The 24,442-nt window shown below is 71.2% G+C and carries 22 protein-coding genes; 10 read left to right on the forward strand and 12 right to left on the reverse strand.

Annotation, left to right across the window (positions count from 1 at the left end; all coding sequences use genetic code 11):
• Position 1: 1 nt before the first annotated feature.
• Positions 2-1,480: an MDR family MFS transporter gene (locus AH6_RS04555; RefSeq protein WP_067473999.1), complete on the reverse strand. Its 1,479-nt coding sequence runs from the start codon at positions 1,478-1,480 to the stop codon at positions 2-4.
• Positions 1,481-1,589: 109 nt separating this feature from the next.
• On the opposite strand from AH6_RS04555, the gene AH6_RS45210 reads away from it, so the two are divergent.
• Entirely contained in the window at positions 1,590-2,804 is a 1,215-nt protein-coding gene (locus tag AH6_RS45210; RefSeq protein WP_218005713.1) for a TetR/AcrR family transcriptional regulator, read from the forward strand.
• A gap of 11 nt (positions 2,805-2,815) precedes the next feature.
• On the opposite strand, the gene AH6_RS04565 is transcribed toward AH6_RS45210, so the two are convergent.
• From AH6_RS04565 to AH6_RS04580, 4 genes are all read right to left on the reverse strand, one after another.
• Positions 2,816-4,102, reverse strand: coding sequence for a glycosyltransferase (locus AH6_RS04565; RefSeq protein ID WP_307190382.1), 1,287 nt, complete (start codon positions 4,100-4,102; stop codon positions 2,816-2,818).
• Between the two features lie 264 nt (positions 4,103-4,366).
• Positions 4,367-4,837, reverse strand: coding sequence for a hypothetical protein (locus AH6_RS04570; protein WP_067474006.1), 471 nt, complete (start codon positions 4,835-4,837; stop codon positions 4,367-4,369).
• 98 nt (positions 4,838-4,935) lie between these two features.
• On the reverse strand, positions 4,936-5,541 hold the full coding sequence (locus AH6_RS04575) for a dihydrofolate reductase family protein (RefSeq protein ID WP_067474009.1): 606 nt from the start codon (positions 5,539-5,541) through the stop codon (positions 4,936-4,938).
• Between the two features lie 185 nt (positions 5,542-5,726).
• The gene (locus tag AH6_RS04580; RefSeq protein WP_067474012.1) at positions 5,727-6,812 is read right to left on the reverse strand and encodes a DUF5937 family protein; all 1,086 of its coding nucleotides are present in this window, start codon (positions 6,810-6,812) and stop codon (positions 5,727-5,729) included.
• A 102-nt stretch (positions 6,813-6,914) separates the two neighbouring features.
• On the opposite strand from AH6_RS04580, the gene AH6_RS04585 reads away from it, so the two are divergent.
• On the forward strand, positions 6,915-8,156 hold the full coding sequence (locus AH6_RS04585; RefSeq protein WP_067474016.1) for an MFS transporter: 1,242 nt from the start codon (positions 6,915-6,917) through the stop codon (positions 8,154-8,156).
• A gap of 97 nt (positions 8,157-8,253) precedes the next feature.
• Here AH6_RS04585 and AH6_RS04590 read toward each other — a convergent pair whose 3' ends face one another.
• Both AH6_RS04590 and vanR-Sc read right to left on the reverse strand, forming a co-directional pair.
• Positions 8,254-9,372, reverse strand: a complete 1,119-nt coding sequence (locus AH6_RS04590; RefSeq protein ID WP_067474019.1) for a sensor histidine kinase — start codon at positions 9,370-9,372, stop codon at positions 8,254-8,256.
• Positions 9,365-10,042 carry a VanSc-type vancomycin resistance response regulator transcription factor VanR gene (gene vanR-Sc / locus AH6_RS04595; RefSeq protein WP_067474022.1) on the reverse strand — a complete coding sequence of 226 codons (678 nt, stop codon included), beginning with the start codon at positions 10,040-10,042 and terminating at the stop codon, positions 9,365-9,367. Before vanR-Sc ends, AH6_RS04590 begins: the two co-directional genes overlap by 8 nt.
• Positions 10,043-10,129: 87 nt before the next feature.
• On the opposite strand from vanR-Sc, the gene AH6_RS04600 reads away from it, so the two are divergent.
• From AH6_RS04600 to AH6_RS04615, 4 genes are all read left to right on the forward strand, one after another.
• On the forward strand, positions 10,130-10,774 hold the full coding sequence (locus AH6_RS04600) for a M15 family metallopeptidase (protein ID WP_067474025.1): 645 nt from the start codon (positions 10,130-10,132) through the stop codon (positions 10,772-10,774).
• A gap of 23 nt (positions 10,775-10,797) precedes the next feature.
• Entirely contained in the window at positions 10,798-11,877 is a 1,080-nt protein-coding gene (locus AH6_RS04605) for an endonuclease/exonuclease/phosphatase family protein (RefSeq protein WP_083982216.1), read from the forward strand.
• 223 nt (positions 11,878-12,100) lie between these two features.
• Positions 12,101-13,207 carry a sensor histidine kinase gene (locus AH6_RS04610; protein ID WP_067474028.1) on the forward strand — a complete coding sequence of 369 codons (1,107 nt, stop codon included), beginning with the start codon at positions 12,101-12,103 and terminating at the stop codon, positions 13,205-13,207.
• A 145-nt stretch (positions 13,208-13,352) separates the two neighbouring features.
• Positions 13,353-14,516, forward strand: a complete 1,164-nt coding sequence (locus AH6_RS04615; protein ID WP_067474031.1) for a serine hydrolase domain-containing protein — start codon at positions 13,353-13,355, stop codon at positions 14,514-14,516.
• Positions 14,517-14,564: 48 nt separating this feature from the next.
• Here AH6_RS04615 and AH6_RS04620 read toward each other — a convergent pair whose 3' ends face one another.
• Positions 14,565-14,810, reverse strand: a complete 246-nt coding sequence (locus AH6_RS04620) for a hypothetical protein (RefSeq protein WP_067474044.1) — start codon at positions 14,808-14,810, stop codon at positions 14,565-14,567.
• 215 nt (positions 14,811-15,025) lie between these two features.
• Positions 15,026-15,502 (reverse strand): winged helix-turn-helix transcriptional regulator, encoded by a 477-nt coding sequence (locus AH6_RS04625; RefSeq protein ID WP_067474046.1) that lies wholly within the window; start codon positions 15,500-15,502, stop codon positions 15,026-15,028.
• Between the two features lie 87 nt (positions 15,503-15,589).
• On the opposite strand from AH6_RS04625, the gene AH6_RS04630 reads away from it, so the two are divergent.
• The 3 genes from AH6_RS04630 (at position 15,590) to AH6_RS04640 (ending at position 18,922) form a co-directional block, all read left to right on the forward strand.
• On the forward strand, positions 15,590-16,744 hold the full coding sequence (locus tag AH6_RS04630) for an MFS transporter (RefSeq protein WP_067474049.1): 1,155 nt from the start codon (positions 15,590-15,592) through the stop codon (positions 16,742-16,744).
• A 217-nt stretch (positions 16,745-16,961) separates the two neighbouring features.
• Positions 16,962-17,717, forward strand: a complete 756-nt coding sequence (locus AH6_RS04635) for a GbsR/MarR family transcriptional regulator (RefSeq protein WP_067474054.1) — start codon at positions 16,962-16,964, stop codon at positions 17,715-17,717.
• Between the two features lie 29 nt (positions 17,718-17,746).
• Positions 17,747-18,922: a barstar family protein gene (locus AH6_RS04640; RefSeq protein WP_218005714.1), complete on the forward strand. Its 1,176-nt coding sequence runs from the start codon at positions 17,747-17,749 to the stop codon at positions 18,920-18,922.
• A 33-nt stretch (positions 18,923-18,955) separates the two neighbouring features.
• Here the strand turns inward: AH6_RS04640 and AH6_RS04645 are convergent, their stop codons facing one another.
• The gene (locus AH6_RS04645) at positions 18,956-19,882 is read right to left on the reverse strand and encodes an RNA polymerase sigma-70 factor (protein ID WP_067474056.1); all 927 of its coding nucleotides are present in this window, start codon (positions 19,880-19,882) and stop codon (positions 18,956-18,958) included.
• A 171-nt stretch (positions 19,883-20,053) separates the two neighbouring features.
• Between AH6_RS04645 and AH6_RS04650 the strand changes: the two genes are divergently transcribed.
• On the forward strand, positions 20,054-21,538 hold the full coding sequence (locus AH6_RS04650) for an MFS transporter (protein WP_083982260.1): 1,485 nt from the start codon (positions 20,054-20,056) through the stop codon (positions 21,536-21,538).
• A 170-nt stretch (positions 21,539-21,708) separates the two neighbouring features.
• Here AH6_RS04650 and AH6_RS04655 read toward each other — a convergent pair whose 3' ends face one another.
• Complete coding sequence (locus AH6_RS04655; protein WP_067474058.1) at positions 21,709-22,605, reverse strand: DUF2382 domain-containing protein; 897 nt, start codon at positions 22,603-22,605, stop codon at positions 21,709-21,711.
• A gap of 512 nt (positions 22,606-23,117) precedes the next feature.
• Positions 23,118-24,377: a PucR family transcriptional regulator gene (locus AH6_RS04660; protein WP_067474060.1), complete on the reverse strand. Its 1,260-nt coding sequence runs from the start codon at positions 24,375-24,377 to the stop codon at positions 23,118-23,120.
• Positions 24,378-24,442: the final 65 nt, after the last annotated feature.

Below are 24,442 nucleotides of genomic sequence, written 5' to 3' on the forward strand. Positions count from 1 at the left end.
CTCACTGAGAGTGTGCCGGTTCCGGCTTGGGCGGGCCGCCGCGGAGCGGGATCTCCTTGATCAGCCAGGACAGCGCGAACCAGGCGGCGGTGACGGCGGCGACCGCCAGGAAGATCTGGCCGGTGCCGCGGGCGACCGCGTCCAGGTAGGCGGGGCCGTCCGCGGGCGTGCCGCCGTCCAGGGCGCGGGTGAACAGGGCACCGAACAGCGCGACCCCCAGCGAGCCGCCGATGGTGCGGAACAGGGTGACGGTGCCGGACGCGGCGCCGATGTCCTTCATCTCCACGCTGTTCTGGGCGATGGTCGCGGTGAGCTGCATCGTCAGGCCCAGCCCGGCGCCCAGCAGCGCCATCGCTGCGCCGGTGGCGAGCCGTCCGGTCGAGGCGTCCACGGTCGCCAGCCACGCCGCGCCCGCCGTCAGCGCGACGCCGCCGAGCACGGGGAAGACCTTGTAGCGGCCGGTGCCGCTCATGACCTTGCCGACGACCTGCGCCAGCAGCAGGATCGGGAGCATCATCGGCAGCAGGAGCAGGCCCGACGACGACGCCGAGGCGTCCTGGACCGTCTGCTGGAACAGCGGTAGATACAGCACCCCGGCGAACATCACCACGCCGGTGACCAGCGACAACACCGAGGCGAGCGTGAAGTTGCCGTCGCGGAACATGTGCAGCGGGATGACCGGGTCGGCGGCCCGCCGCTCCGCCGCGACGAACACCGCCAGCGCGACGGCCGCGAGCGCGGCCAGCCCCACGATGGGAGCCGAGGCCCACGCGTACTGGACGCCGCCCCACGTCGCCGCGAGCACCAGAGCGCCGATGGCGACGGCCAGGGACACGATCCCCGCGTAGTCGATCGTGACCTTCCGGCGGGTGGCGGGCAGGTGCAGCAGCGCCGCGCACCAGACGAGGGCCACCAGGCCGAGCGGCAGGTTGACGTAGAACGCCCACCGCCAGCTCAGCGAGTCGGCGATGAACCCGCCGAGCAGCGGGCCGCCGATGGTGCCGACGGCCATGACCATCGCGGTCATCCCCTGGTAGCGGCCCCGCTCGCGCGGCGGCACCAGCGCGCCGATGATCGAGAACGCGCCCACCATCAGGCCGCCCGCGCCCAGACCTTGCAGGGCCCGGAAGGCGATCAGGGCGGGCATCGACCAGGCCGCCCCCGACAGCAGCGACCCGGTCAGGAACACCCCGATCGCGGTCAGGAACACGCCCTTGCGGCTGAACAGGTCGCCGAGCTTGCCCCACACCGGCGTGGAGATCGCCGTCAGCAGCGTGTAGGCGGTCACCACCCACGCCATGTGCTCCAGCCCGCCGAGGTCGCCGACGATCGTCGGCATCGCGGTCCCGACGATCGCGTTGTCGAGCATCGCCAGCAACATCGCCAGCATGACGCCCAGCAGGATCACCCGGACCGAGCGCGGCGTCGCCTGCGGCGCGGCGGCGGGGACGGCCGGGGCGGTCCGACCTTCGGCGGCCATGGCGACCACCTCCTCACAGAGCAGATACAGAGCCACTTGTGTAGCTGTTCAAAAACCATAACAGCTCCACTGAAGTAGTTGTTCCGCCTCAGCTCGGTAGACTGGGGACATGACCGAGGTCACCGTGGGGCGCCGGGAGCGCAAGAAGGCCCGCACCAGGCAGGCGATCGCCGACGCGGCGCTGGAGTTGTTCCTGGAGCGCGGGTTCGAGCAGGTGACCGTCAAGGACGTCGCCGAAGCGGCCGACGTGTCGATGAGCGGCCTGTTCAAGCACTTCCCGACCAAGGAGTCGCTGGTCTTCGACGAGGACGACGACGTGCGCGACGGCCTGGTCTCGGCCGTCCGCGACCGCCCCGAGGGCACGCCCGTCCTGGAGGCGTTGCACGAATGGCTGCTGAACCGCGCGCGCAACCGGGCCGGCGACCCGCGCATCGAGGCGTTCGTCGGCCTCATCGCCGCCACCCCTGCGCTGGGCGACTACTCCCGCCGCATGTGGCAGCGGTACGAAGAGGATCTGGCCGAAGCGATCCGCCAGGCGGGGCCCGACGCCCCCGGTGCCGCCATCGCCGCTCGGGCGGTGTCCCGGTTCGCTTTGGACCGCGCCGAGCTTTCCCACGGGGACCCGCGTGCTGAACTCGACGCGGCCTTCGCCCTGCTCAGCCGAGGTTGGCCCGCCCCCGAACTCCACCGGCCTCCGAGCGGCCCGCCCGCCGAGGAACCGCCAGCCCCCGCCCGTCCGCCGGGCCTGCGGGAACGCAAGAAGGCCCAGACCCGTGAGTCGATCACCCGGGCCGCGCAGGAGTTGTTCACGCAGCGCGGCTACGACGACGTCGGCGTCCGCGAGATCGCCGACACCGCCGGTGTCTCACCCGGGACCCTGTTCACCTACTTCCCTGACGGCAAGGCCAGCCTGGTCTTCCCCGGCGACCAGACCGACAACGCCGAGGCCCTCGTCGCCGCCGTCCGCCACCGCGCCCCGGAGCAGAGCATTCCCCGGGCCCTCCACGACTACATGGCGGGCCGTGGCCCGTTCAGGCCCCGCACCACCGCCGCCGAGCAGCGCGTCCTGGACCTCATCCGCACCACGCCCGAGCTCAGCGACTACGCCCTGCGCGCCTGGACCGTCGCCCAACCGGCGCTCACGCAGGCCATCACCGAAGAAGCGGGCCTCCCCGCCGACGACATCACCGCCCGCCTGCTCAGCCACTCCATGTTGCAGATCCCCGATCTGTCCCGCGCCACCACCGACGCCCGCCAAGCGCTGGACGTCATCACCGACCTGCTCGAACACGGCTGGCCCGAGAGCCTCGCCAGGACGTCCTGAAGCGCTCCGGATCAGTCCGCGGATTCGCGCCGGTCGATCATGTCGAGCAGCACCTTCGCGGCCAGTTCCGCCCCGTCGGTGCGGACCTCCCCGGCCACGACGGCCGCGCGGGCGGCCGTCTCGGGGGTCAGGACGGTCTCCAGCGCGGCCGACAGGGACCCGGCGGTCGGCGTCGGGCCGTCGTGTCCCGTGCCGATGCCCAGCTCGGTCACCCGGCCCGCCCAGTACGGCTGGTCCGCGACCTGGGGCACCAGCACCTGCGGCGCCCCGGCGCGGGCCGCCGTCATCGTGGTGCCCGCGCCGCCGTGGTGCACGACGGCGGCCACCCGGCGGAACAACGCCTGCTGGTTGACCTCGCCGACGACGAAGCAGTCGCCCTGATCGTCGATCCGGGTCAGGTCGGCCCAGCCGCTCCCGAGCACGGCGCGGCGTCCCTGCGACCGGACCGCCTCGACGACGGCCCGGGAGAGGTCGGGCGCGGTCGCGCCCCGCATCGGCATGCTGCCGAAACCCACGTAGACCGGCGCTGCGCCGGCCGTCAGGAACGCCTCCAGATCGGCCGGGAGCGGGCGCTCGTCGGGCCGGATCCACGCGCCGGTCTGCATCACGTGGAGTTCCGGTGTCTCCCGCCACGGGCCCAGGACGGGGTCGGTCGCCAGGAACGGGTGGTCGGTGAAGGCGTGGGCGCGGACGCGGTCCACCGGCGGCAGGCCGACCGAGGTCCGATGGGCGTTGATCGTCTCGCCGAACAGCGCGTTCATGTGCTCGGCGTTGAGGTCCCACAACTCCCGGTTTCCGGTCACCCCCGCGGGGACCACCTGGCCCGGCCAGGGGCGGGGCGGGTGGTGCGGCGACGGCAGGTAGCTGGGGGAGAGGCACGTGAACATGTAGGGCACGTCCAGCTTCTCGGCCGCCGCCCGCGCCCCGGCCACGGCGGGGAACGAGCCGGTGGCCACGACCATGGCGCAGCCCTCGGCCAGCGAGGTGACCGTCTCGAAGGCCATCGCGGTGAGGTCGGCGGCGATGTCGGACAGGCTCGTCCTGCCGGGGACCGCGCCCGTCGCCAGCGCGCGGATCGGCCAGGCGAGGGGAGTCAGCGGCACCCCGATACCGTCCAGCAGCTCCGCGAAGTCCGGCGGCGCGCACAGCCGTACTTCGGCGCCGAGAGCCTGGAGCCGGAGTGCCAGCCCCGTCATCGGCTCGACGTCCCCGCGTGATCCATAAGTCACCAGTACAACGCGCATTCCGCTGCCCCCGCTTTCCGTGCCTTCCGGCGTCGAGGGGTGATTGTGCGGCATGACCGGGGCCTTGTGGCAAGGCCCCCGGTGCGCTATATGTTGGAAGTGGCAGGGAGCAGACGGTCTCCTTGCCTTTCTTTTTGCCGCTTCGCCGCGATGACCGGGCCCCTTCCGGGAAGCCGGACGCCATCGCCCGCGCGAGCGGAAGAGAGGCCAATGACGGCTCTCAGCAGGTCATCACATCCGTGCAGAGGCTCCGCGACTCGCTCGCCCCAGGAAAAGGCGACCCGTTCTCTTCGCGGTTCCCGGTGCACGCCTCCGCCGCTACCGCGATCGGCCCTCGTCATCGTCGCTGCCGATGGGGCGGGCCTCCTGGGCGGCATGGACCAGGCCGATGGCGCGACGGTCGGCGCGGTGCAGCCTGGCCAGCAGCTCCACCGCCGCGTCCACCCGCTCCCGGGCGACGACCCGCACCGCCTCCAGGTGGTCGGCCAGATCGTCGGCCGCCATGATCTCGGTCTCCAGCGCGCTGGTCAGCCGGTCCCGCGCCCGGCGGAGCGTGTCCTCGTCCTCCTGCTCCAGAGCCGGGCCGAGCCCGGCCTGGGCGTCCTGGCGCTCCTGGGAGGCAGCGGCCATCAGCACCTGCAACGCCAGCTCCCTGGCGTCGGACAGGATCGTCTCCGCGTCGTCGACCGCCCGCGCGTCGGCCAGTTGCCCGCGCAGCCGGTCGGCTTGCTCGAAAGCGGACTTGATCTCGGCGTCGGTCGCCGGATCTCCGCTGCGCCACCGTCTCATGAGACCATCCTCGCCCCCGACGGGCCGGGCCGCAGTAACTTCGAGCCCCGGCGTCCGGCTCGATCCGGCCAGCAAGGCCCCTGGCGCGGCAGGCGAGGTCACGCAGGGGCGCCGAGCGGCGGGTGTTCGAGCACGCGCGGCTTGTACTCGACCAGCTGGATGCGGCCGTCGAAGGTCCGGTGCTCGATCATGTCGAGGGCGACGTCGGGGTAGCCGTCGTAGACGCGCTCCGCGCCCGTGGCCCCGGTGATCACCGGGAAGATCCCGACCCGGAAGCGGTCGACGAGCCCGGCCCGGAGCAGGGACCGGCACAGGCTGAGGCTGCCGATCGTGCTGAGGAGCCCCGAGCCGTTCTCCTTCATGGCGCGGACCGTCTCGACGGCGTCGTCGCGGACGAGCGTGGAGTTGGCCCAGGTCAGCGGTTCCTTGAGCGAGGAGGAGAACACCACCTTGGACGCTTGGGTGAGCTCGTCGACCGACTCCTGTTCTTCGGCCCTGAACTCGTCCTGGCCGCCCGGGACCTCGCCGGCGGCGAAGCCCGACATCAGGCGGTAGGTGTTGGCTCCCATGAGGTAGGTGACCTCGGGCTGCTCACCGAGCCAGGCGAGGTACTCCGGGCCCTCCAGGCCCCAGAACCCGGGCCAGCCCTCTCCCGACGCGTTGCCGTCGAGGGAGGTGATGAAGTCGACGAGAAGCTCTGACATGGCGGTGTCCTTTCCTCGGCTGTCACAGGCTTGGACCTGCCGCGGGCCACGAACTCATCGGATCCGTCCGATCGTTTCGATGGCGGGTCGGCCATGGGCCGGAAACGGTCGGCTCGCCCGCGAGGAGGGGCGCAACGGCCAGTAGCGGCCAGCTGCGCCGGGTTCCGCACCCGGCTGGACGCCGCTCAGCGCAGGACGGCCGCCAGCAGGTCGCTGCCCAACGCCGTCAGATCGGGCAGGTTGAGGGTGTACCGGACGTAACGACCGTGCCGCCGGGCCGTGAGCAGGCCCGCGCGGCGCAGGACGGCGAGGTGGCGGGACACCTCCGGGGGCGAGAGTTCCCAGAAGTGGGCCAGCTCGCCGGTGGTGTGCGGGCCGCGGGCCAGGGTGCGCAGCAGCCGCAGCCGTACCGGATGCGCGAGCGCCTCCAGCCGGAGGGTGACCGTCTCCAGCGAGACCGGTTCCGCCGGACCCGGCTCGGCGACGGGGTACTGCACCACCGGACGCCACCCGGGCGCGTGGACCGCCACCAGGTGCGGGCGGCCGAAGACGCTGGGGATGAAGGTGACCCCGGCGTCATGGGCGGTGGTCGCCTTGTCCTGCACCTTGTCCACGATGATGCGGTCGCCGTCCGGCGCCAGGCTGACCGCGCCGGAGACCGAGGCGAGCGCCGCCCCGACGCCCTGGCGCCTGAGCAGGTCGTTCTTCAGGCGCAGATCGGCGGCGAGCTGCGCCGCGACGTCCGCCCAGGCCGCGTCGAAGAAGGCTCCGGCGCATTCTTCGAGGGTGCCGCGCACCCGCGCCCGCACGGCGGCCGGGTCCGCGAGCAGCCGTTCCGCGAAGGCCTCCTGGAGCGCGCCGCGGGCCTGGGCCACGTCCAGGGCCCGTTCGCGCGCGGTCGGGTCGGTGAGCGGCGACGTCCCGGGGAAATGGACCCGGTTGCTGCCGCACGTGGTGACGAGCGCGGCGGTCACGTACGTCTCGTCGTCGATCCGGTCCACGTCGTCCAGTTCCTCGGCGAGGGTGGGCCGGGGCCGCGCGGGGATCAGGAAGTCGGCCTGCGAGGAACGCCAGAGGAACTCCGCCTCCCGGAGCCGCTCGGCCAGCTCCGGCCGCAGCCCGGCCCAGACGTCCGCGGCCCAGCCCGCGAACCGCGGGTGGTGGCCGGGCTCGGCCAGCACGTGCAGCATCGCGGTCAGCTCGGCCAGCGGGGAGGCGGCGAACCGCACCCGCTCGGACGGCGGACCGCTGATGTCGATCCTCAACGTCATCCCCCCATCATCACTGCCCGAACGCCCTGGTGACGGCGTCGGTTGACGGAATCCGTCAACCGACGTGCGGTGCCCCGGCGGCCGGACGCACCGTCTGACGCCATGGCAACCATCACCGGAATCCGGCCCCGCGCCCTCGTCCGCGCCTCCGGAGGCCCCCGCTACGCCGTCGCCCTGCTCGTGGACGCGCTCGGCACCGGCCTGCTGCGGCCCTTCCTGCTGCTCTACGGGGTGACGGTGCTGAAGTTGTCCGCGCCGGTCACCGGCATCGCCATGACGGTCGGCATCGTGGTGGGACTGGTGTGCATGCCCGCCGTGGGCCGATGGCTGGACCGGGGCGCGCGCAGCACGGTCGTGGCGGCGTCGATGCTGGTGCGGGTGCTGGGCGTGGTACTGCTGCTGGCGGCCCCGGCGGGGCACGTCTGGCTTTTCGCGGCGTCGGCGCTCTTCCTCGGCATCGGCAACCAGGCATGGCCTGCCGCCCACGCCGCGCTCGTGGCCACGGTCGCCCACGGCCGCGAACGCGACGCCGCGCTCGCGGGAGGCCGCGCCCTGCGCAACGCCGGTCTGGGCGTCGGAGCACTGCTCGCCACCGTCTGCCTGGCGGGCGGCCCCACCGCGCTGCGGGCGCTGGCGGCCGTCACCGCGCTCTCCTACCTTGCCGCAGCCGCCTTGGCGTGGTCGGTCCACGTGCAGGCACGGCCAGCGGAGGCCGCCTCGGAGAAGGACCAGGACGACGAGCCCGCGCCCCGGATGCTCGCGCTGCTCACCGCCAACGTGGTCTACGTCTTCTGCCTCAACGTCCCCGAGATCGCGATCCCGCTGATCCTGGTGACGCAGTTCCACGCGTCGCCGATGTGGCCCGCGGCCGTCTTCGTGGCCAACACGGTGCTGGTGGTCACCTTGCAGGTGCCGGTCACCGTCCTGCTGTCCCGCTTCTCCCGGCGGGCCGTGCTGGCCCTCTCCGGCGTGGTGCTGGCCGCGTCCTACCTGGGCTTTCTCGCGGCCACCTCGCTGGGGTCCGGCTGGGGTCCTCCGGCCGTCGCCGCGGTGTCCGTGGTCTGCACCATCGGCGAGATCATCTACGCCGGCAGCGCCACCGCGCTCGTCACCGCCCTCGCGCCGGTCCATGTCCTGGGACGCGCCCTCGCCCGCTTCCAGCTCTCCACGGGCTTCGGCCTGGCGGTCTCCCCGGTGGTCATCACCACTCTCGCCGCGCGCGGCCCGGTCGCCCTCTGGGGCGGCCTCGCCGCCGCGACGCTCCTGTCCGCCTCCGCCGTCGCCACCGAGAAGGACCAGGGAACGCGGCTCGGCGGTCGCCGCCGGGCACGAGCAGGCTTGTGATCTCGCCGGTCGACCGGGGCATCGCGGCGGGACCCCTTCCTGAGGGCCGTCCGCGCAGTCGGGAGTCTCGGCCGGGAAGCCTCAGTTCCCTCGTTCGTTACCTGCCGGTGTGCGGGGCTGCCCCAGGTAGTTCCACGGTGATGCGCAACCCGCCGGTGGAGCGCGGGGTGAGGGTGAGCGTTCCGTCGTGCGCGTGGGCGATGGTCTTGACGATCGCCAGCCCGAGGCCGACGCCCGCATGGTCGGCGTGCACACGTTCGGTGCCGCGCTGGAACGGCTCGGTCAGTGTCGAGGCCAGCTCCGGGGTGAGCTTCTCGCCGGTGTTCTCGACCGTGAGCACCACGGCCGTGGAGTGGACGCCGGTGCTGACGTGAACGGTCCCGTCCTCGGGCAGGTTGTGGACGATCGCGTTGTGCACGAGGTTCGTGGTGAGCTGGAGCAGGAGCGCGTGAGATCCGACCGTGGGGGCGACGTCGCCGGAGGTCTCGATGGTGACGCCATGCTTTTCCGCCAGGGGGAGGAGCGTCTCGGTGGCTTCTTCCGCGATGAGGGACAGGTCGACGTCCTCCCGGGGGAAGGATCGCCGGTTGGCGCGGCTGAGCAGGAGCAACGCCTCGGTGAGACCGATCGCCCGGGTGTTGACGGCGCGGAGGCGGTCGATCAGCTCGCCGGTGTCGTGGCCCGGATCGGTGCGGGCCACGTCGAGCAGCGCCTTGGAGGTCGCCAGCGGGGTGCGCAACTCGTGCGAGGCGTTGGCCGCGAACCTCTGCTGCTCGGCGACGTGTGCTTCGAGCCGCGCGAGCATCATGTCGAAGGCGTCGGCGAGTTCGCGGAACTCGTCGGTGCGGCCGGGCAGCCGGATGCGCTGGGAGAGCGCTCCGGCCGAAGCCAGGCGGGTGGCGTGGGTGATGCGGGTCAGCGGGGCGAGCATCCGACCGGCGAGAATCCAACCTCCCGCCAGGCCGAACACCAGGAGGAAGGCCAGTGTCGCGGCCGCGGCCGGAGCGAAGGCGCGCAGGAGGGCGGAGCGGTTGGGCGGGAACGCGGAATTCTTGTTGCTGGGGCCGCCCGGGATGAGCAGCTGGTATCCCTCGGGCACGTAGCGCAGCAGGAACACCCAGACCACCGCCAGCAGGAGCGCACCGGCCAGCAGGAGGAACCCGGCATAGCTGAGGGTGAGTTTCACCCGGACGCTGAGCCCCGGGCGTCTATCCATGAGCGGTGGTGTCGGTGTCGATCCGGTAGCCGACGCCCGGCACGGTGGCGATGATCCAGGGTTCGCCGAGCCGTTTGCGCAGTGCCGAGACGGTGATGCGCACGGCGTTGGTGAACGGGTCGGCGTTCTCGTCCCACGCCCGTTCCAGGAGTTCTTCGGCGCTGACGACACCGCCCTCGGCGGCGACGAGGACGTCGAGCACCGCGAACTGCTTCCTGGTCAGCGCGACGTAGCGGCCGTCCCGGTAGACTTCCCTGCGGAACGGGTCCAGCCGCAGCCCCGCGATCTCCCGCACGGGGGGCCTGTTGTGGGCGCGCCTGCGGTCGAGCGCCCTGAGCCTGAGCGCGAGTTCCCGCAGCTCGAAGGGCTTGGTGAGGTAGTCGTCGGCGCCGAGCTCGAACCCGGAGGCCTTGTCGTCGAGACGGTCGGCCGCGGTGAGCATGAGGATCGGCATGCCGCTGCCGGAGGCGACGATCCGTTCGGCGATCTCGTCACCGGAGGGCCCGGGGACGTCGCGGTCGAGGACGGCGATGTCGTAGGCGTTGACGCTCAGCAGCTCCAGGGCGGTGTCGCCGTCACCGGCGATGTCGGCCGCGATCGCTTCCAGGCGCAGACCATCGCGGATGGCCTCCGCCATATAGGGTTCGTCCTCGACGATCAGCACGCGCATACCGTCGATGCTACGAGGCGGCGCATATCGTCCGCGTATCGAAAAACCCATACGTGCTGACAACGCCGCGTTGCCTTCACTGGCGACATGGACCAAATCCCGCTATCGACGCAAAGAACGGCCCGCTGGATTTGCCGGCTCCTTGCCGTCGGCCTGCTGGCCGTCGTGGCGGCGACCACCGTGGTCGTCGGTTGCCGGACGCAGAATTCCACCCCTTTCCTGCCCTCTTCATCCTCCACGCCTTTGAAGGATCCTCCCGGCGAGCGCCGTGAGGCACTTGGCGAGGCGGGCGGTGCCGTCCCCAAGGGCGTGACCGTCTTCGACAACACGGTTCCAGGCGTGGCCAACCTCGACCCGGACCTGCTCAAGGCCCTCCGCCAGGCCGCAGCGGACGCCGCGAACGAGAAAGTCGAGTTCTACGTCAATAGTGGCTGGCGTTCCCCGGCCTATCAGAACAAGCTCCTTCGCGAAGCGGTCTCCCAGTACGGGTCCGAAGAAGCTGCCGCCCGATGGGTGGCCACCCCGGCGACGTCCTCTCACGTGTCGGGGGACGCGGTCGACATCGGGCGTTCCAATGCGACGGCGTGGCTGGTCGAACACGGCGCCGAATACGGACTGTGCCAGATTTACCGCAACGAGCCCTGGCATTACGAACTGCGCCTCGAAGCGATCGATCGTGGTTGCCCGCGCATGTACGCCGACCCCACCCAGGACCCGAGGATGCAGCAGTGACCGATAGCGAACGAGGACAGACGATGGTGCAGGCGGACACGGCGGAGACCGGGCAGGACGACGCCGGACGCCCGGACACCGGCGCCGGTACCTGGCGCGCGGGCGTCCGCCGGGCGATCCGCGCCGGCTCCCGGCCGGGGCTCTGGAAGCGCGGCCTGGTGCTCGCGGCGCTGGCGCTGCTGCTCGGCGTGTTCATGCTGCTGCACGCGAAGATCCCGAACCGGATCGGGAACCTCGGCAGCCTGGTGGAGACCTTCCTGCCGTGGTTCGGCATGTTCGTTCCCGTGCTGCTGGCCGGGGCGCTGTGGCGTCGTTCGGCTTCGGCGGTGGTCGCGTTGGCGCTGCCGGTCGTCGTGTGGCTGAACCTCTTCGGCGGGCTGCTCGGGGACAGGTCCCACCCGGGCGGCGACTTCACGGTGGCCAGCCACAACGTCGGCGCCGACAACCGCGATCCGGCCGGCACCGCTCGTGCCCTGGCGTCCTCCGGGGCGGACGTGCTGGCTCTCCAGGAGCTGGCCCCGCAAGCTTTGGGCACGTACAAGAAGGAGCTGGCGAAGGCGTACCCGCACCACACGGTGCAGGGCACCGTCGGGTTGTGGAGCAGGCGGCCGCTGTCGAACACCCGGCCGGTCGACATCAGGATGGACTACGGTCCGCTGGCGGCGACCAAACCGGCCGAGGCCAAGCTGCCCGACAACCGCGCGCTGCGCACCACCGTGGCCACGGCCCGGGGGCCGCTGGTGGTGTACGTGGCCCACCTGGCGTCCGTACGGGTGAACCCCAAGGCGGGCTTCGGGACGGCCCAGCGGGACAGGGGCGTGCAGGCGCTCGCCGAAGCCGTCGCCGCCGAGCGGAACGAGCGGGTGGTGCTGCTCGGCGACCTGAACGGCAGCACGGGCGACCGCGCGTTCAACGCCATGACGTCGCGGCTGCGCTCGGCCCAGGACGCGGCCGGGGCCGGTTTCGGCTTCACCTGGCCGGCGGGGTTCCCGATGGTGCGGATCGACCAGATCCTGGTCAGAGGCGTGCAGCCGGTGAACGCGCGGGTGCTGCCGGCCACGGTCAGCGACCACCTGCCGGTGGCGGCCGGGATCAGGTGGTGAGCGGCGCGTAGCAAGATCGGAGCCAACACCGGGCCGGGAAGGCCCGCCGCGGCCGGACCGCCCTGCGGAGGGCGTCCGGCTTTGCATATGTCGACGATATGCCGGGTTTCCTAGGCTCGGGGCATGCGTATGTTGATCCTGCTCGCCGCCGCCTCCACCCCGCGCGAACGATCCGGCCGAGCAGGGGCGATCGCCACGGACACCACCCGCCCTGGCGGCGGGCATGGATAGGCGTCCAGGACTCAGCGCCCGGCTGAAACTCACCCTCAGCTACGCCGGGTTCCTCATGCTCGGCGGCGCGCTCCTGCTGGTCGTGGTGTGGGTGTTCGTGCTGCGCTGGCTGAGGACCGACGACCCCAGCTCCATCCGGCAGCAGTACGGCGTCGTGGTCATCATGGGGTTCAACCGCTCCGACGCCCTGCTCGGCCTGGTCCCCGCCGCGACCACGGCACTGGTCTTCCTGATGGTGTTCGGCCTGCTGGGAGGGTGGATCCTGGCGGGCCGGATGCTCGCTCCGCTCATCCGGGTCGCCGACGCGGCACGGATGGCCTCCAGCGGATCGCTCTCCCACCGCATCCGGCTCCCGGGCCGCAGGGACGAGTTCCGCGAACTCGCCGACGTGTTCGACACCATGCTCCAGCAGCTCGAATCCCACGTCGCCGAACAGCGAAGGTTCGCCGCGAACGCCTCCCACGAACTGCGCACCCCGCTGGCGATCTCCCAGACGCTCCTCGACGTCGCCCGCACCGATCCCGGGCGGGACCAGGGCGAACTGATCGAACGCCTCCGCACCGTCAACACGCGGGCGATCGACCTCACCGAGGCCCTCCTGCTGCTCAGCCGCGGCGACCACCAGAGCGTCACCCGCGAGCCCGTCGACCTGTCCCTCATCGCCGAGGAAGCCGCCGAAACCCTGCTGCCCCTCGCCGAACAACGCCAGGTCACCCTTGAGGTCACCGGCGAGCCGACACAGACCGCCGGGTCAGCGGCGCTTCTCCTGCGGATGGTGAGCAACCTGGTCCAGAACGCGATCGTCCACAACCTCCCCACCGGCGGCACCGTGACGGTCCACACCCGGTCCCAGCACGACGCGAGCGTGCTCCAGGTCGAGAACACCGGCCAGCCGGTCCCGCTGGAACTCCTGCCGACCCTCACCGAACCCTTCCAGCGCGGAACGACACGCGTCCGCACCGACGAGCACGCGGGCGTCGGCCTCGGGCTGGCCATCGTGCACAGCATCGTCCGAGCGCACGACGGCACCCTCGATCTTGCGCCTGGCCCCACCGGCGGACTCCTCGTGACGGTCCGACTTCCCGGAGGACAGGCGTAGGAGGGCGGGGGTATCGCGGGCGTATCGAAAAGCGCATACGGCACCGCAACGCTCTTCCATCTTCAGTAGAGGCATGGACCACAGCGGTCCGTGCCGAGGGCATGGTGCCCCGGCTCCAGAACGTGATCACGAAACGGAGCACGTCGTGTCCTACAGGAACGTTCGTCCGCCGCTGCGGAAGGCCGGCCTGGCCGCCGGTGCCGTCATGCTGGTGATGGCCCAGGCCGGTCCTGCCATTGCCGCCCCGAAGCCGGTCGGGAACGTGCAGAAGGCGATGGAGGAAGTAGCCAAGGCTCCCGGGGTCGTGGGAGCCGTCGGCGGAGCCTACGTCGACGGGAAAGCCGTCGGGTCGGGCAGCGGGGGCTCAAGGCTGCTGGACGGCAAGGGCGGCCGGATCCCCGCGAACGCCCGCTTCCGGATCGGGTCGCAGACCAAGCAGATGGTGGCCACCGTGGTGCTGCAACTGGTCGAGGACGGCCGGTTCGGCGTGGACGACAAGCTCGGTGACCTGCTGCCGGTGGTGGTGGAACAGGACCTGGTGGAGCGGGCCGACGAGATCACGGTGCGGCAACTGCTCCGGCACACCTCCGGCATCCCCGACTGGTACGCCGCCAAGCCGAACCCGGACGGGAGCGAGGGAGAAGATCCCTCGTTCGACGTGTTCGACTTCACGACCCGCTACCGGCCGCTCGACCTGGTGCAGTGGAGCCGGGACCGGCCCCGGACCGGGGAGCCGGGCGAGAAGTGGTCCTACTCCAACACCAACTACACCCTCCTCGGCATGATCGTCGAGAGGTCGACCGGCCACGGCCTGGCCGCCGAGCTGCACCGCCGTCTGTTCGGCCCGGTCGGGATGGCCAGGACCTACCTTCCGGTCAAGCCGCCGGAGGGCATCAAAGGGCCGCACGGCCACGGCTACTACCCCGACGCCGGCGGCAGGCCGCGCGACGTGGACCGGTTCAACGCCAGCATCGCCGGGTCGGCCGGAGGGGTGGTCTCCACCGCGCACGACGTCAGCGCCTTCCAGCGGGCGTTCACCCAGGGCAGGCTGCTGCCGCCGGAACTCCAGCGCGTCCTGACCGACCGGCTGCCCGGTGGCCTGGAGTCCTTTGGCAAGACGCGCAGCGCTTGTGGTGACGATCTCTACATCGCGGGCGGGACCGGCCCCGGCTTCCTCGCCATGACCTTCTACTCGGCGGACGGCCGCCGCCAGTTCGCGGTGTCGGCCACCCTGAGCGGCAAGGACACCGCCGGGGCGGGCCAGGCCATGGGCAAGGCCATGGAGACCGTCTTCTGCCCGTCGTCGTAGCGGCGGCCCGGGGTCGTCCGTCCCTCCGGGCCGCGCGCGTCCGATCCGCTATCGGGTCAGGACCATCAGGATGTGGCCCTGGGGGTAGGAGTACTTGCAGAAGTACGACAGGTAGGTGCCGTTCCTCCGCAGCTCCGCGCCCTTGGCCTTACAGGAGGCTTCCGTCGGGTAGTAGCTGTACTCGACCCAGGTGGGGGAGGCCGAGGCGGCGGGGGCGGTCAGCGTCGTTCCGGCCGTCGCCAGGGCGACCGCCGCCAGCGAGGTCGCGGCCAGTCTGCCGAGCTTGGTGGACATGCGCCATTCCTTCAGGAGTGGGGGGTTGGGCGGTTTCCGGTGGGGCGTGGTCCACGCCCCACCGGCATCAAGATCATATATTCCGGCGGGGGCCCGGATGTGATGATCAACACGATTTCCGGACGGAAAGAATCGCGGACGGAGCGCCGGTCGCGGGCGGCCGTCGCGTGGTCCGCGCCGGGGCCGTGTACGGCGGGGACAAGGCTCAGATCCGTTCAAACTTCGTCAGTGCTGCCCGGGGCTTTTTCCACGCGGGTGGTGTCGGCGTCCAAGGAGGTGCCGTTCGCGCTCGTCGGCGCGAATTCCGGCACGGGAACGCCCTGCTCGTCGACGAGGATGGAGCGCGCCTCGCCGGGGGCGAAGGCGTGGCGCTCTCCCCACTGCCGCAGCGTGAGGATCACCGGGAAGAGGTCGCGTCCGGCGTCGGTGAGCACGTACTCCTGGCGGCGGCCCGACGCGGCGGTGCGCTGGGCCAGGAGTCCGTGGGCGATGAGCTTGCGGAGGCGGTCGGTGAGGATGTTGCGGGCGATGCCCGTGCGGCGCTGGAACTCGGTGAACGAGCGCGCCCCGTCCATCGCGTCGCGGACGACGAGCAGGCTCCACCTGTCGCCGACGAGGTCGAGCGTGCGGGCGACGGGGCACTCCGGGTCGGTCCAGGTGAGGTCCGAGGTGTCCGTGGTGGTGCGCGGCATGCCGCCTCCCGATCGGTTGCAGATTGAAACCATCATGCCCTACGGTCGAATTAGTTGCTTTTTGCTACTGATTGGAGTGGGGGCGCGATGGACGTGTGGCGACGGTTGTTGCTCGCGGTGGTGTGCGGTGTCGCGGTGGCGAGCATCTACGCGGCGCAGCCGGTTCTGGAGCCGATGGGGCACGATCTCGGGGTGTCGGCGGAACTCGCCGGGTGGATCGTCGCGGTCGGGCAGTTCGGCTATCTGGCGGGGCTGGTGCTGCTGGTCCCGTTGGGGGATGTGGTCGACAGGCGACGGCTCATCGCCGTGCATCTGGCGCTCGTCGCGGCGGGCATGGTCCTGACGGCCTCGGCGTCGGTCGCGTGGGCGGCGTTCGTGGGGCTGGCGGCGGCCGGGGTGTTCGCGGTCGTGGTGCAGACCGTCGTGGCTTACGCCGCGTCGGTCTCACCACCTGCCGAGCGTGGGCGGAACATCGGTGTCGTGACCTCGGGCGTGGTGGTCGGCATCCTGGGGGCGCGGGTCGTCACCGGAACGCTCGCCGAGGTGTGGGGATGGCGGAGCGTCTATGCCGTGCTCGCGCTGCTGTCGCTCGGACTCGCGGCTCTCGTGCTCGTCGCGCTGCCGTCGGAGGAGCGCTCTGGTCGGCCGGTGAGGTACGGGCAGGCCGTCGCCTCGCTCGGTGGGCTGTTCGGGCAGCGTGTCTTCCTGACGCGGGGGCTCATCGCGTTCTTCTTGTTCGCGTCGTTCGGAACGTTGTGGAGCGGGTTGTCCCTGCCGCTGGCGGGCGCGCCGTGGCAGTTGAACGAGAGCCAGATCGGGTTGTTCGGCATCGCCGGACTCGCCGGGGCGCTCGGCGCTGGACGCGCGGGACGGTGGGCGGATGCGGGGCGGGCGGCTCCGGTCAGCGGTCTGGCGCTTGTCCTGCTCATCTTGGCGTGGGCGGCGATCGCGCAGTTGCCGTGGTCGTTGTGGCTTCTCGCCGTAGGGATCGTGATTCTCGACTTCGCGGTCCAGGCCGTGCACGTGAGCAACCAGCACGTGCTCACTGCCGCGTATGCGGATCGCACCAGCAGCGCTGTCGGTGGCTACATGGTCTTCTACTCGCTCGGCTCGGCTCTCGGCGCGGCCACGACCACCGCCGTCTTCGCCGCTTATGGGTGGGCGGGCTCCAGTCTTCTCGGGGCCGGCTTCGCGGCCTGTGCGCTGGGCGTCTGGGCGACCGACAGGCGGCCACGTTCTTGAGTTCCGCGCCAACTTGTTTCTGTTGATGGAAACGCTATGTTGCTTTCACTAAGCTGGCAACATTGCCTTTGCGCTAGAAAACTATGAGTGCAAGTGAAGATATGAGAATCGTTGCAGAGATCCTGAAGGAGAACGCAACAAGCAGCAAGCCCGCGTTGCAATAGAAGAAGAGTGAACGCTAAGGTGAAGGCCTCGTAGCAACACGAAGGAGATCGCGGTGCCCGGAGGCAGGCTCACCCAGCAGGACCGCCAGCAGATCGCGCTGGGACTGGCCGACGGCCTGGCCTACGCGGAGATCGCCCGCCGCCTGGACCGCCCCACCTCGACCATCACGCGCGAGGTGATGCGCAACGGCGGACCCACCTCCTACCGCGCCGACCTGGCCCACCGCGCCACCGAACGCCGCACCCAGCGCCGCAGGCCCGCCTCCTCGCGAGAGGCGAGGCCGGTCCCCCAGGAGCACGGGCGCGACGCCGAGGCCGTCCACGAGTTCGAGGAGACGCTGGCCACCGTCTTCATGACCTCGGGCCTGCCCAAGATGATGGCCCGCGTGCTGGCCGCTCTCTACACCACCGACACCGGCAGCCTCACCGCGTCCGAGCTCGCCCAGCGCCTCCAGGTCAGCCCGGCGACCGTCTCCAAGGCGATCACGTTCCTGACCGACCTGGACCTCATCCGCCGCCACCGCGACGAACGCCGCCGCGAGCGCTACACCGTCGACGACGACATCTGGTACCAGTCGGTGATCCGCAGCGCGCGGGACAACGAGCGGTTCGCCCAGACCGCGCAGCAGGGCGTCGCCATCCTCGGCCGCGGCACCCCGGCCGCCGCCCGCCTGGAGAGCGCCGCCCGCTTCCTCGCCTTCGTCAGCGAAGGACTCATCCGCGCCGCCGAACAGGCCCGCGAGGTCCTCTACACCAACACCGAAGCAACGCCGGCCGACCCCACCACCCCAAGCCCGGACCACAGCTAGCAGCCGATCATCCACCACAGAGGAGCTGGATGCGGATCGCAGATCACGTCAGCTGGGAGCGGGATGTGCCGGTGCGTTACCTCCTGGTCCAGGAGGACGAAGACGGCGTGGAACGGTTCTGGGGCAGGTGTGCGGGCGTTGAAGGGCTGTTCGTCGACCCGGTGCCGCTGCCACGAGAGGTCCTCACGCTTCGCGGATGCAGCCCCGACGGCCCGTTGCACGATGTCCTCTCCACCCCGGGCCTCTCGTCCCGGAGCCTGGGCGACGTGCTTGTCGAGGTCCGGGACGGCGAGCAGCCCGTGCAGTGGTGGACGCTCGTCGACGCGGTCGTGGTGACCCATCGGCCTCACCCGGCCGATCCGGCGCGGTACGACATCGTCCTCGGCGCCGGCGTCCGGCATGAGGAGAGCTTCTTCGAGTTGCCCGCCAGGCCAGACTTCGAGCTTTTGGCAGGGACAACGGCAGCGACTGAGAGTGCGGGCCGGTGCTCGGCGGTTGAGGGACTGTTCCGACCGCGCGCGGCCCCGGCTCCCGTCCCGATGGAGTTGATCGGCTGCGAACCTACCGAACCCCTGCTCGCGAAGCTGCGGCGACCACAACGGCGGAAAGGGGACTGGGCCCACCTCCTGATGCTGGATCGTCATGGCGCGGTGATGGCCTCCCAGACCGTGGGGCTGGCCATCGCCGGAGCGCGCCCGTCCGTGCTGGGTGGCGCGCTCGTCGACGTCACCCTGGCCGACGGCGGAGACGGTCGGCCCTCGACGGTGGCCCGCCCGATCTGGGAGCAGCGGTACGCGGGCCCGCCTACCGAGCCGAACCTCTGGGCGTCCTACGACTCGGCGGGCAGGGTCGAGTGGCTCCATCTCGCCCTCCGGGGCCGGCGGGAGCCCGCGTCCTCGCCGGATCGGTCCGGCGGGGAGCGTCATCTCGACGGCCGGTTCGTCACGGACGTCCCGGGGTTGCATTGTGCGATCGCTGAGGCGCTGCTTGGGCCCGGCCAGTACTTCGGCCATGGGTGGGACGCCTTCGCGGACTGCCTGTGCGGTGGGTCCGGAGTGGTCCCTCCGTTCACCTTGGTCTGGCACGACTCCGACGTCGCGCGGCGTGCACTGGCAGAGGTCGTGGACACGGCGAGTCGGCTCTCCTACTTCGAGGAGATCGTGCAGTTCCTCGAACAAAGCGGCGTCACCGTCGTGCTCCGGTGAGCCCTCGGTGCCCGACAGCGTTGGCTTTCGGGTTCAGCGGCTCACGGTGGTCTCTCGTTCCACGCGTGACAACTTCTCCGGGTTGCGCACGTGGTAGAGGCCGGTGACCAGGCCGTTCTCGATCCGCACCGCCAGCACGCCGTCGATCTCCCCGTTGATCCGGACGAGCAGGCCGGGGCCGCCGTTGACCTCCACCGGCTCGACCGACCTCTCGACGCCCTGCTTGTACCAGCCGACGGCCAGCAGGCGGGCCACCCTGTCGATTCCCACGATGGGATGCAGCAGGGCGCGCTTGACTCCGCCACCGTCGGCCAAGGCGACGACGTCCGGCGCGAGAACGTCGACCAGGCACTGTAGGTCGCCGGTCTCGACCGCCTGCCGGAAGGCGTGGAAGGCGGCTCGGTTCTCCGCCTGGGAGACCGAGCCTCGCGGTCGGCGCGCGGCGACATGGGCCCGTGCCCGGTGCGCGATCTGGCGGACGGCGGCCGGGCTCTTCTCGACGGCCTCGGCGATCTCGTCGTAGTCCAGGCCGAACACCTCGCGCAGCACGAACACCGCCCGCTCCGTCGGCGCGAGCGTCTCCAGCACCAGCAACATCGCCATCGACACGCTCTCGGCCAGCTCGACGTCCTCGGCCACGTCGGGCGTGGTCAGCAGCGGCTCGGGCAGCCACTGCCCGACGTAGGACTCCTTGCGGCGGCCGAGCACGCGCAGCCGGTCCAGCGCCTGCCGCGTCACGATCCGCACCAGGTAGGCACGTTGCTCCCGCACGGCGTCGAGGTCGACGCCCGCCCATCGGAACCATGTCTCCTGGAGGACGTCTTCGGCGTCCGCGGCCGAGCCGAGCATCTCGTAGGCGACGGTGAACAGCAGGTTGCGGTGGACGACGAACGCCTTGGTGGCGGAGTCCACGCCGTCGGGTGGCTCGGTGCCCGTAGGTCGTTCGCTGCGCTCGCTCATGTCCGGCTCCCGCCTGTTCGCTCCTCGTACCGCCACACGCACGAGACGACGGTTCGGGCGGCTTTGTGACACCTCATGAGGGGTGACCCACGTCACAGGGCGGTGTTGTCACAGGGATCGGGGGGCCATCGTCTCGTGACCGTCCGACCGAAGTGGACCAAGGAGATGATCATGGCAGTGCAGACCGCGCACTCCAGACGGTGGCTCGTCCTGGCCGTCATCTGTTGCGCCTACCTGATGGTCAGCCTCGACCTGACGGTGATGAACCTCGCGCTCCCGGACGCGCAGCGCGATCTCGGCTTCACCGACGCCGACCGGCAGTGGGTCGTCACCGCGTACGCGATGCCCTTCGGCAGCCTGCTGCTGTTCTGCGGGCGGTTGTCCGACCTGATCGGCAGGAAGCGCGCCTTCCTCATCGGGCTGGTCGGCTTCGCGATCGCCTCCGCTGTCGGCGGCGCCGCGACCACTTTCGAGACGCTGGTGGCGGCCCGCGCCGCCCAGGGGGCCTTCGCCGCGCTGCTGTCGCCGGCCTGCCTTTCCCTGCTGGCCACCACATTCACCGATCCCAAGGAGCGCGGCCGGGCCTTCGGCGTCTTCGGCGGCGTCGTGGCCGGGGGCGGCGGCCTCGGCCTGATCATCGGCGGTGCGCTGACGTCCGGTCTCGACTGGCGCTGGTGCATGTACGTCAACCTGGTCTTCGCCGTGGCCGCGTTCGTCGGCGGCGTGCTGCTGCTGGCCCGGCAGCCCAGGGCGGACGTCCGGATGGACGTCCCGGGCGTGCTCGCCGCGTCCGGCGGCATGTTCTGCGTCGTCTACGGCTTCTCCAACGCGGAGGACGGCTGGAGCCGGTCTTCGACGTGGGGCTTCCTCGCGCTCGGCGGCGCGCTGCTGGCCGCCTTCGCGTTCTGGCAGACGCGCGCCGCGCACCCGCTGCTGCCGCCCCGGGTGATCGCCGACCGCAACCGCGGTGGCGCCTACCTCACCGTGCTGTTCGTCGGGGCCAGCTTCTTCAGCCTGCTGCTGTTCCTCGTCTACTACATGCAGACCGTCCTCGGGTACTCGCCGATCGTCTCGGGCAGCGCCCTGCTGCCGACGATCGTGTGCACCATCCTGGGCACCGGCGTCGGCGGCACGAAGCTGGTGCCGCGGTTCGGTCCCCGGCCCATGATCCCCTCGGGCCTGCTGGTCGGGGCGCTCGGGCTGGTCTGGCTGGCGGGGATCGGCGTGGACTCCACCTACGCGGCGGACCTGCTCGGCCCGCTCGCCGTGATCGGCGTCGGCACGGGGCTGATCTACTCCGCGGTGCTGAACACCGGCACGTCCGGCGTCGCGCCCCAGGACGCGGGCGTCGCCTCGGCGTGCGTCAGCGCCGGGCAGCAGATCGGCGGCGCGCTCGGCACCGCGCTGCTCAACACGATCGCCGCCACCGCCGCGACCGACTGGCTGGACGGCCACGTGCAGGGCAGGCCGTCCCCGGAGCAGCTCCAGCTCGCGGCGGTGCACAGCTACTCCACGGTGTTCTGGTGGAGCGCCGGAATCCTGGCGTTCGGTGCCGTCGTGACCGGGCTGCTGTTGCGGAGCGGTCCGCTTCCTACACCTGGGGACGTCCCCGCTGGCACGCCGTCCGGGCAGCGGTCCGAGCCGGAACGAGTCTGAGACGCGTCGCTCCCCGGCCCGAGGGGCTGGACAGGTCGGGATCGCCGGCACCCGCGCGATCTTCGATCAGATCGCCCAGGACGTCTCTGCAACGGCCGGTCCCCGGAGCCGTCGTGCGGCTCCGGGGACCGGTGTGGTGACGTGCCTCAGTCAGCGAGGCCGCGACGCGCTCAGCGGTTGTCGTCCCGGTTGCGGGCGTCCCGCTTGGCGTTCGGGTCCTTCGGGCGCGGCCGGTCCTTGGTGTCGTCGACGACCTCGACGTGCTCCCGGCGCACCTCGCCCTGGACGGTCTGCTCCTCGGTGACCTGCTCGGTGCTGACCCGGACCCGCTCGACCGGCACGGTCTCCTTGTTCACGACCGCGCGCTGCTCGTGCAGGATGATCTCCTGCTCGTCGTTGCCCAGCTCGACGCCGGGCTCGGCGGTGCCGGACAGGGGCTCGCGCTCCACCCGGACCTCTTCGTGGACCAGCGGCACGGTCGTGCTGACCTGCTCGGTGTCCACCCACTTGCGCAGGCGGACGTGGCCGGCCTCCCGGGTCTCGGTGCCGACGCGCAGCTGCTCCTCCGAGCGCGTCACCTCGGCGGCGCGGGCGACGTCGCCGCGCGCGGTCTTGCCCTGGGCGGGACGCCGGTTCTCCGCGCGCCCGGCGTCGGTCTCGCGCATGCTCTTGCGGTCGGGCTGCTCGGCGGCGGCCCGGGTCCGGGTGCGGGCGTCGCCGGCCTGCTCGCGGCCGGGAGCGGCGGCGGCGCGCGGCGACTGGAGACCGTAGTAGCGGTACAGCTCGTTGGTCTCGTCGTGGTCGAGGTGCTGGTCGGCCTCGATGCGCGGCGCGTCCTTGATGGTGGCCTTGTCGTAGGAGACCTGGATCGTGCCGTCGGACTCGCGGGCGCCGGCCAGCGGGATGAAGCTCTCGTGCATGCCGAACCAGCCGGTGTTCACCGTGATCCACTCGGGGGCGCCCGAGTCGTCGTTGAGATAGACCTGCCTGACCTGGCCGACCTTGGAGCCGTCCTTACCGACGACCTCACGGTCCATCAGATCCTTGCCCGTCAGCTTCGTCTGCACCGTGTATCTCCTCACTTCGTGGAACGAGCCAGCACCCAAGCACGCCGTCTCGGTCTTCCCCTCATCCGGGACGCGACCGGTGGGCCGTCCCCGGATGGTTCGATGCCTCACGCGGCCGGATGCGACCTCTACATAAAAGGCACTCGTGTCATTAGCGGCGACGTGAAACTAGTACTGTCTGTATCCGCCCATCGGGGAACGAAACCCCACCTGTCGCCTGCGGCTGAGAAAGCTCGCGATTTAGCGCGGTTATTGGCAAAGCTTTTCCGAGACTTGGGGGAGGTGGGTCGTTCACGTGCGGTGACGTGCCGGGCGGCACCCTTGGGGGCTCACAGAGACGTGCGGCTCCCGCACTGCGACCCGGTTCGTTGAATGGCGAAAGAATTGGACTTATAGCGCGGAGCTCCAACGAAAAGCGAAGGCCTTCTTCTGGATTAATGTCTTTGCGGCAGTGCTCCGATTGATATCTGAGCAGGTAATTCGTCCGCTTTGCTTTTCGGGGCCGATGCTCGTCAGCCGCGGCGGGACGGCGTGAAGTCGTGGGCGACGAGCGCCGCCCGCAGTTGCGGTAGGTCTCCCGGGCATGTCGGGTCCAGGCCCGTCAGCACCGCGATGCGCCGCAGCCGGTAGTCCACGGTGTTCGGGTGCACGTGCAGCAGCGGCGCGGCCCGGCGCCGGTTGAAGCCGCTGGTCACGTAGGCGCGCAGCGTCTCCAGCAGCACCGGGTTGCCGTCCAGGACCGCCAGCAGGCCCGCCAGGTGCGTGCGCGCCGGGCCGGGGCGCGAGAGCTGGTAGTCCAGCAGCACGTCGGTGATCCGGTACGCGCCGGGGGAGCGGCCGGTGATGCGCACGATCTCCAGGATGTCCGCCGACTGGCGCGCGGCCTCGGCGATCGCGGCGGCGGTCGTGGTGGCCACCCCGGCGTGCACGGTGGTGCCCGCGCGGTCGGCGATGCGGGCGACCAGGCCGGTCAGCCGGTCCCAGCCGTCGGTGAGCGCCGCGTCGGGGTCGTCCACGGGAAGCAGGGCCGTCCCGCCGTGCGCGTTGAGCGCGTGCAGCGCCTGGTCGCGGCCGTGGTGGTCGATCTCGGCCTGGATGCGTCGCAGCTTGCGGCGCGCCGCGACGCTGCCGGACACGTCCGAGTCGGTCTCGTCCGGGTGGGTTCCGAGGGCGAGGGTGAGCACGGCGTACGCGGCGGCCGGGCGGACGCCCGCGCGCCGGGTCGCCTCCTTCGGGTCCTGCCCGTCCAGCAGCGCGGACAGCACCTGCTGGCGCGCCATCTGGTCCTGGCTGTGCAGGGCCTGGTGCTCCTCGACGTAAGCGTCCGCGACGGCCGCCGACACCCGTTGCAGCACGTCGAGCAGGATGCGCTGCACCTCGACGATGGCCTCCACGTCCGCCGGACCGGCGCGGGCGACCAGCGCGTCCAGCCCGATCCGCCAGCCGAGGTGGTACGCCGACAACACCGCGCCCAGCGGCACGCCCTCCTCGGCGCGGCGGGCCGCCGACCACGTCATCTCCGTGAGGTCGTCGGGCGAGGGGAGCCGCCCGGTGCGCAGGGTGCGGACGAACGTCCGCAGGTTGGCCTCGACCACGCGGGTGATGTCCCCGGCGAGTTCCTCGCGGGGCAGCGCCGAGTAGGTGGGGAAGCGGTCGGCGAACGTCGCCACCATGCGGCGGGCCAGGGCGGGCACCTGCGCGCCGAGCAAGGAGTCCGCCGGGACGCCGCCGATGGACGGCGCGCGGTTACCGGTCGGTTTGGTCTCGGTCACAGGACCCTCCGCCCATATCTGGATATTTCCCCGTTGGTCATCGGGGCCGGCGGGCGGAACATTGC

Origin of the sequence: Actinomadura hibisca NBRC 15177 (genome assembly GCF_001552635.1) — a bacterium.
GTDB classification, from domain to species: domain Bacteria; phylum Actinomycetota; class Actinomycetes; order Streptosporangiales; family Streptosporangiaceae; genus Spirillospora; species Spirillospora hibisca.

What these genes read in the sequence shown, in the direction of transcription:
- AH6_RS04575 (WP_067474009.1), bottom strand. Translation starts at nt 5,541, where the DNA reads ATGTCAGAGCTTCTCGTCGACTTCATCACCTCCCTCGACGGCAACGCG.
- AH6_RS04555 (WP_067473999.1), bottom strand. Translation starts at nt 1,480, where the DNA reads ATGGCCGCCGAAGGTCGGACCGCCCCGGCCGTCCCCGCCGCCGCGCCG.
- AH6_RS04645 (WP_067474056.1), bottom strand. Translation starts at nt 19,882, where the DNA reads ATGAGCGAGCGCAGCGAACGACCTACGGGCACCGAGCCACCCGACGGC.
- AH6_RS45210 (WP_218005713.1), top strand. Translation starts at nt 1,590, where the DNA reads ATGACCGAGGTCACCGTGGGGCGCCGGGAGCGCAAGAAGGCCCGCACC.
- AH6_RS04590 (WP_067474019.1), bottom strand. Translation starts at nt 9,372, where the DNA reads ATGGATAGACGCCCGGGGCTCAGCGTCCGGGTGAAACTCACCCTCAGC.
- AH6_RS04570 (WP_067474006.1), bottom strand. Translation starts at nt 4,837, where the DNA reads ATGAGACGGTGGCGCAGCGGAGATCCGGCGACCGACGCCGAGATCAAG.
- AH6_RS04585 (WP_067474016.1), top strand. Translation starts at nt 6,915, where the DNA reads ATGGCAACCATCACCGGAATCCGGCCCCGCGCCCTCGTCCGCGCCTCC.
- AH6_RS04620 (WP_067474044.1), bottom strand. Translation starts at nt 14,810, where the DNA reads ATGTCCACCAAGCTCGGCAGACTGGCCGCGACCTCGCTGGCGGCGGTC.
- AH6_RS04565 (WP_307190382.1), bottom strand. Translation starts at nt 4,102, where the DNA reads ATGCCGCACAATCACCCCTCGACGCCGGAAGGCACGGAAAGCGGGGGC.
- AH6_RS04630 (WP_067474049.1), top strand. Translation starts at nt 15,590, where the DNA reads ATGGACGTGTGGCGACGGTTGTTGCTCGCGGTGGTGTGCGGTGTCGCG.
- vanR-Sc (WP_067474022.1), bottom strand. Translation starts at nt 10,042, where the DNA reads ATGCGCGTGCTGATCGTCGAGGACGAACCCTATATGGCGGAGGCCATC.
- AH6_RS04580 (WP_067474012.1), bottom strand. Translation starts at nt 6,812, where the DNA reads ATGACGTTGAGGATCGACATCAGCGGTCCGCCGTCCGAGCGGGTGCGG.
- AH6_RS04650 (WP_083982260.1), top strand. Translation starts at nt 20,054, where the DNA reads ATGGCAGTGCAGACCGCGCACTCCAGACGGTGGCTCGTCCTGGCCGTC.
- AH6_RS04610 (WP_067474028.1), top strand. Translation starts at nt 12,101, where the DNA reads ATGGATAGGCGTCCAGGACTCAGCGCCCGGCTGAAACTCACCCTCAGC.
- AH6_RS04600 (WP_067474025.1), top strand. Translation starts at nt 10,130, where the DNA reads ATGGACCAAATCCCGCTATCGACGCAAAGAACGGCCCGCTGGATTTGC.
- AH6_RS04625 (WP_067474046.1), bottom strand. Translation starts at nt 15,502, where the DNA reads ATGCCGCGCACCACCACGGACACCTCGGACCTCACCTGGACCGACCCG.
- AH6_RS04605 (WP_083982216.1), top strand. Translation starts at nt 10,798, where the DNA reads ATGGTGCAGGCGGACACGGCGGAGACCGGGCAGGACGACGCCGGACGC.
- AH6_RS04640 (WP_218005714.1), top strand. Translation starts at nt 17,747, where the DNA reads ATGCGGATCGCAGATCACGTCAGCTGGGAGCGGGATGTGCCGGTGCGT.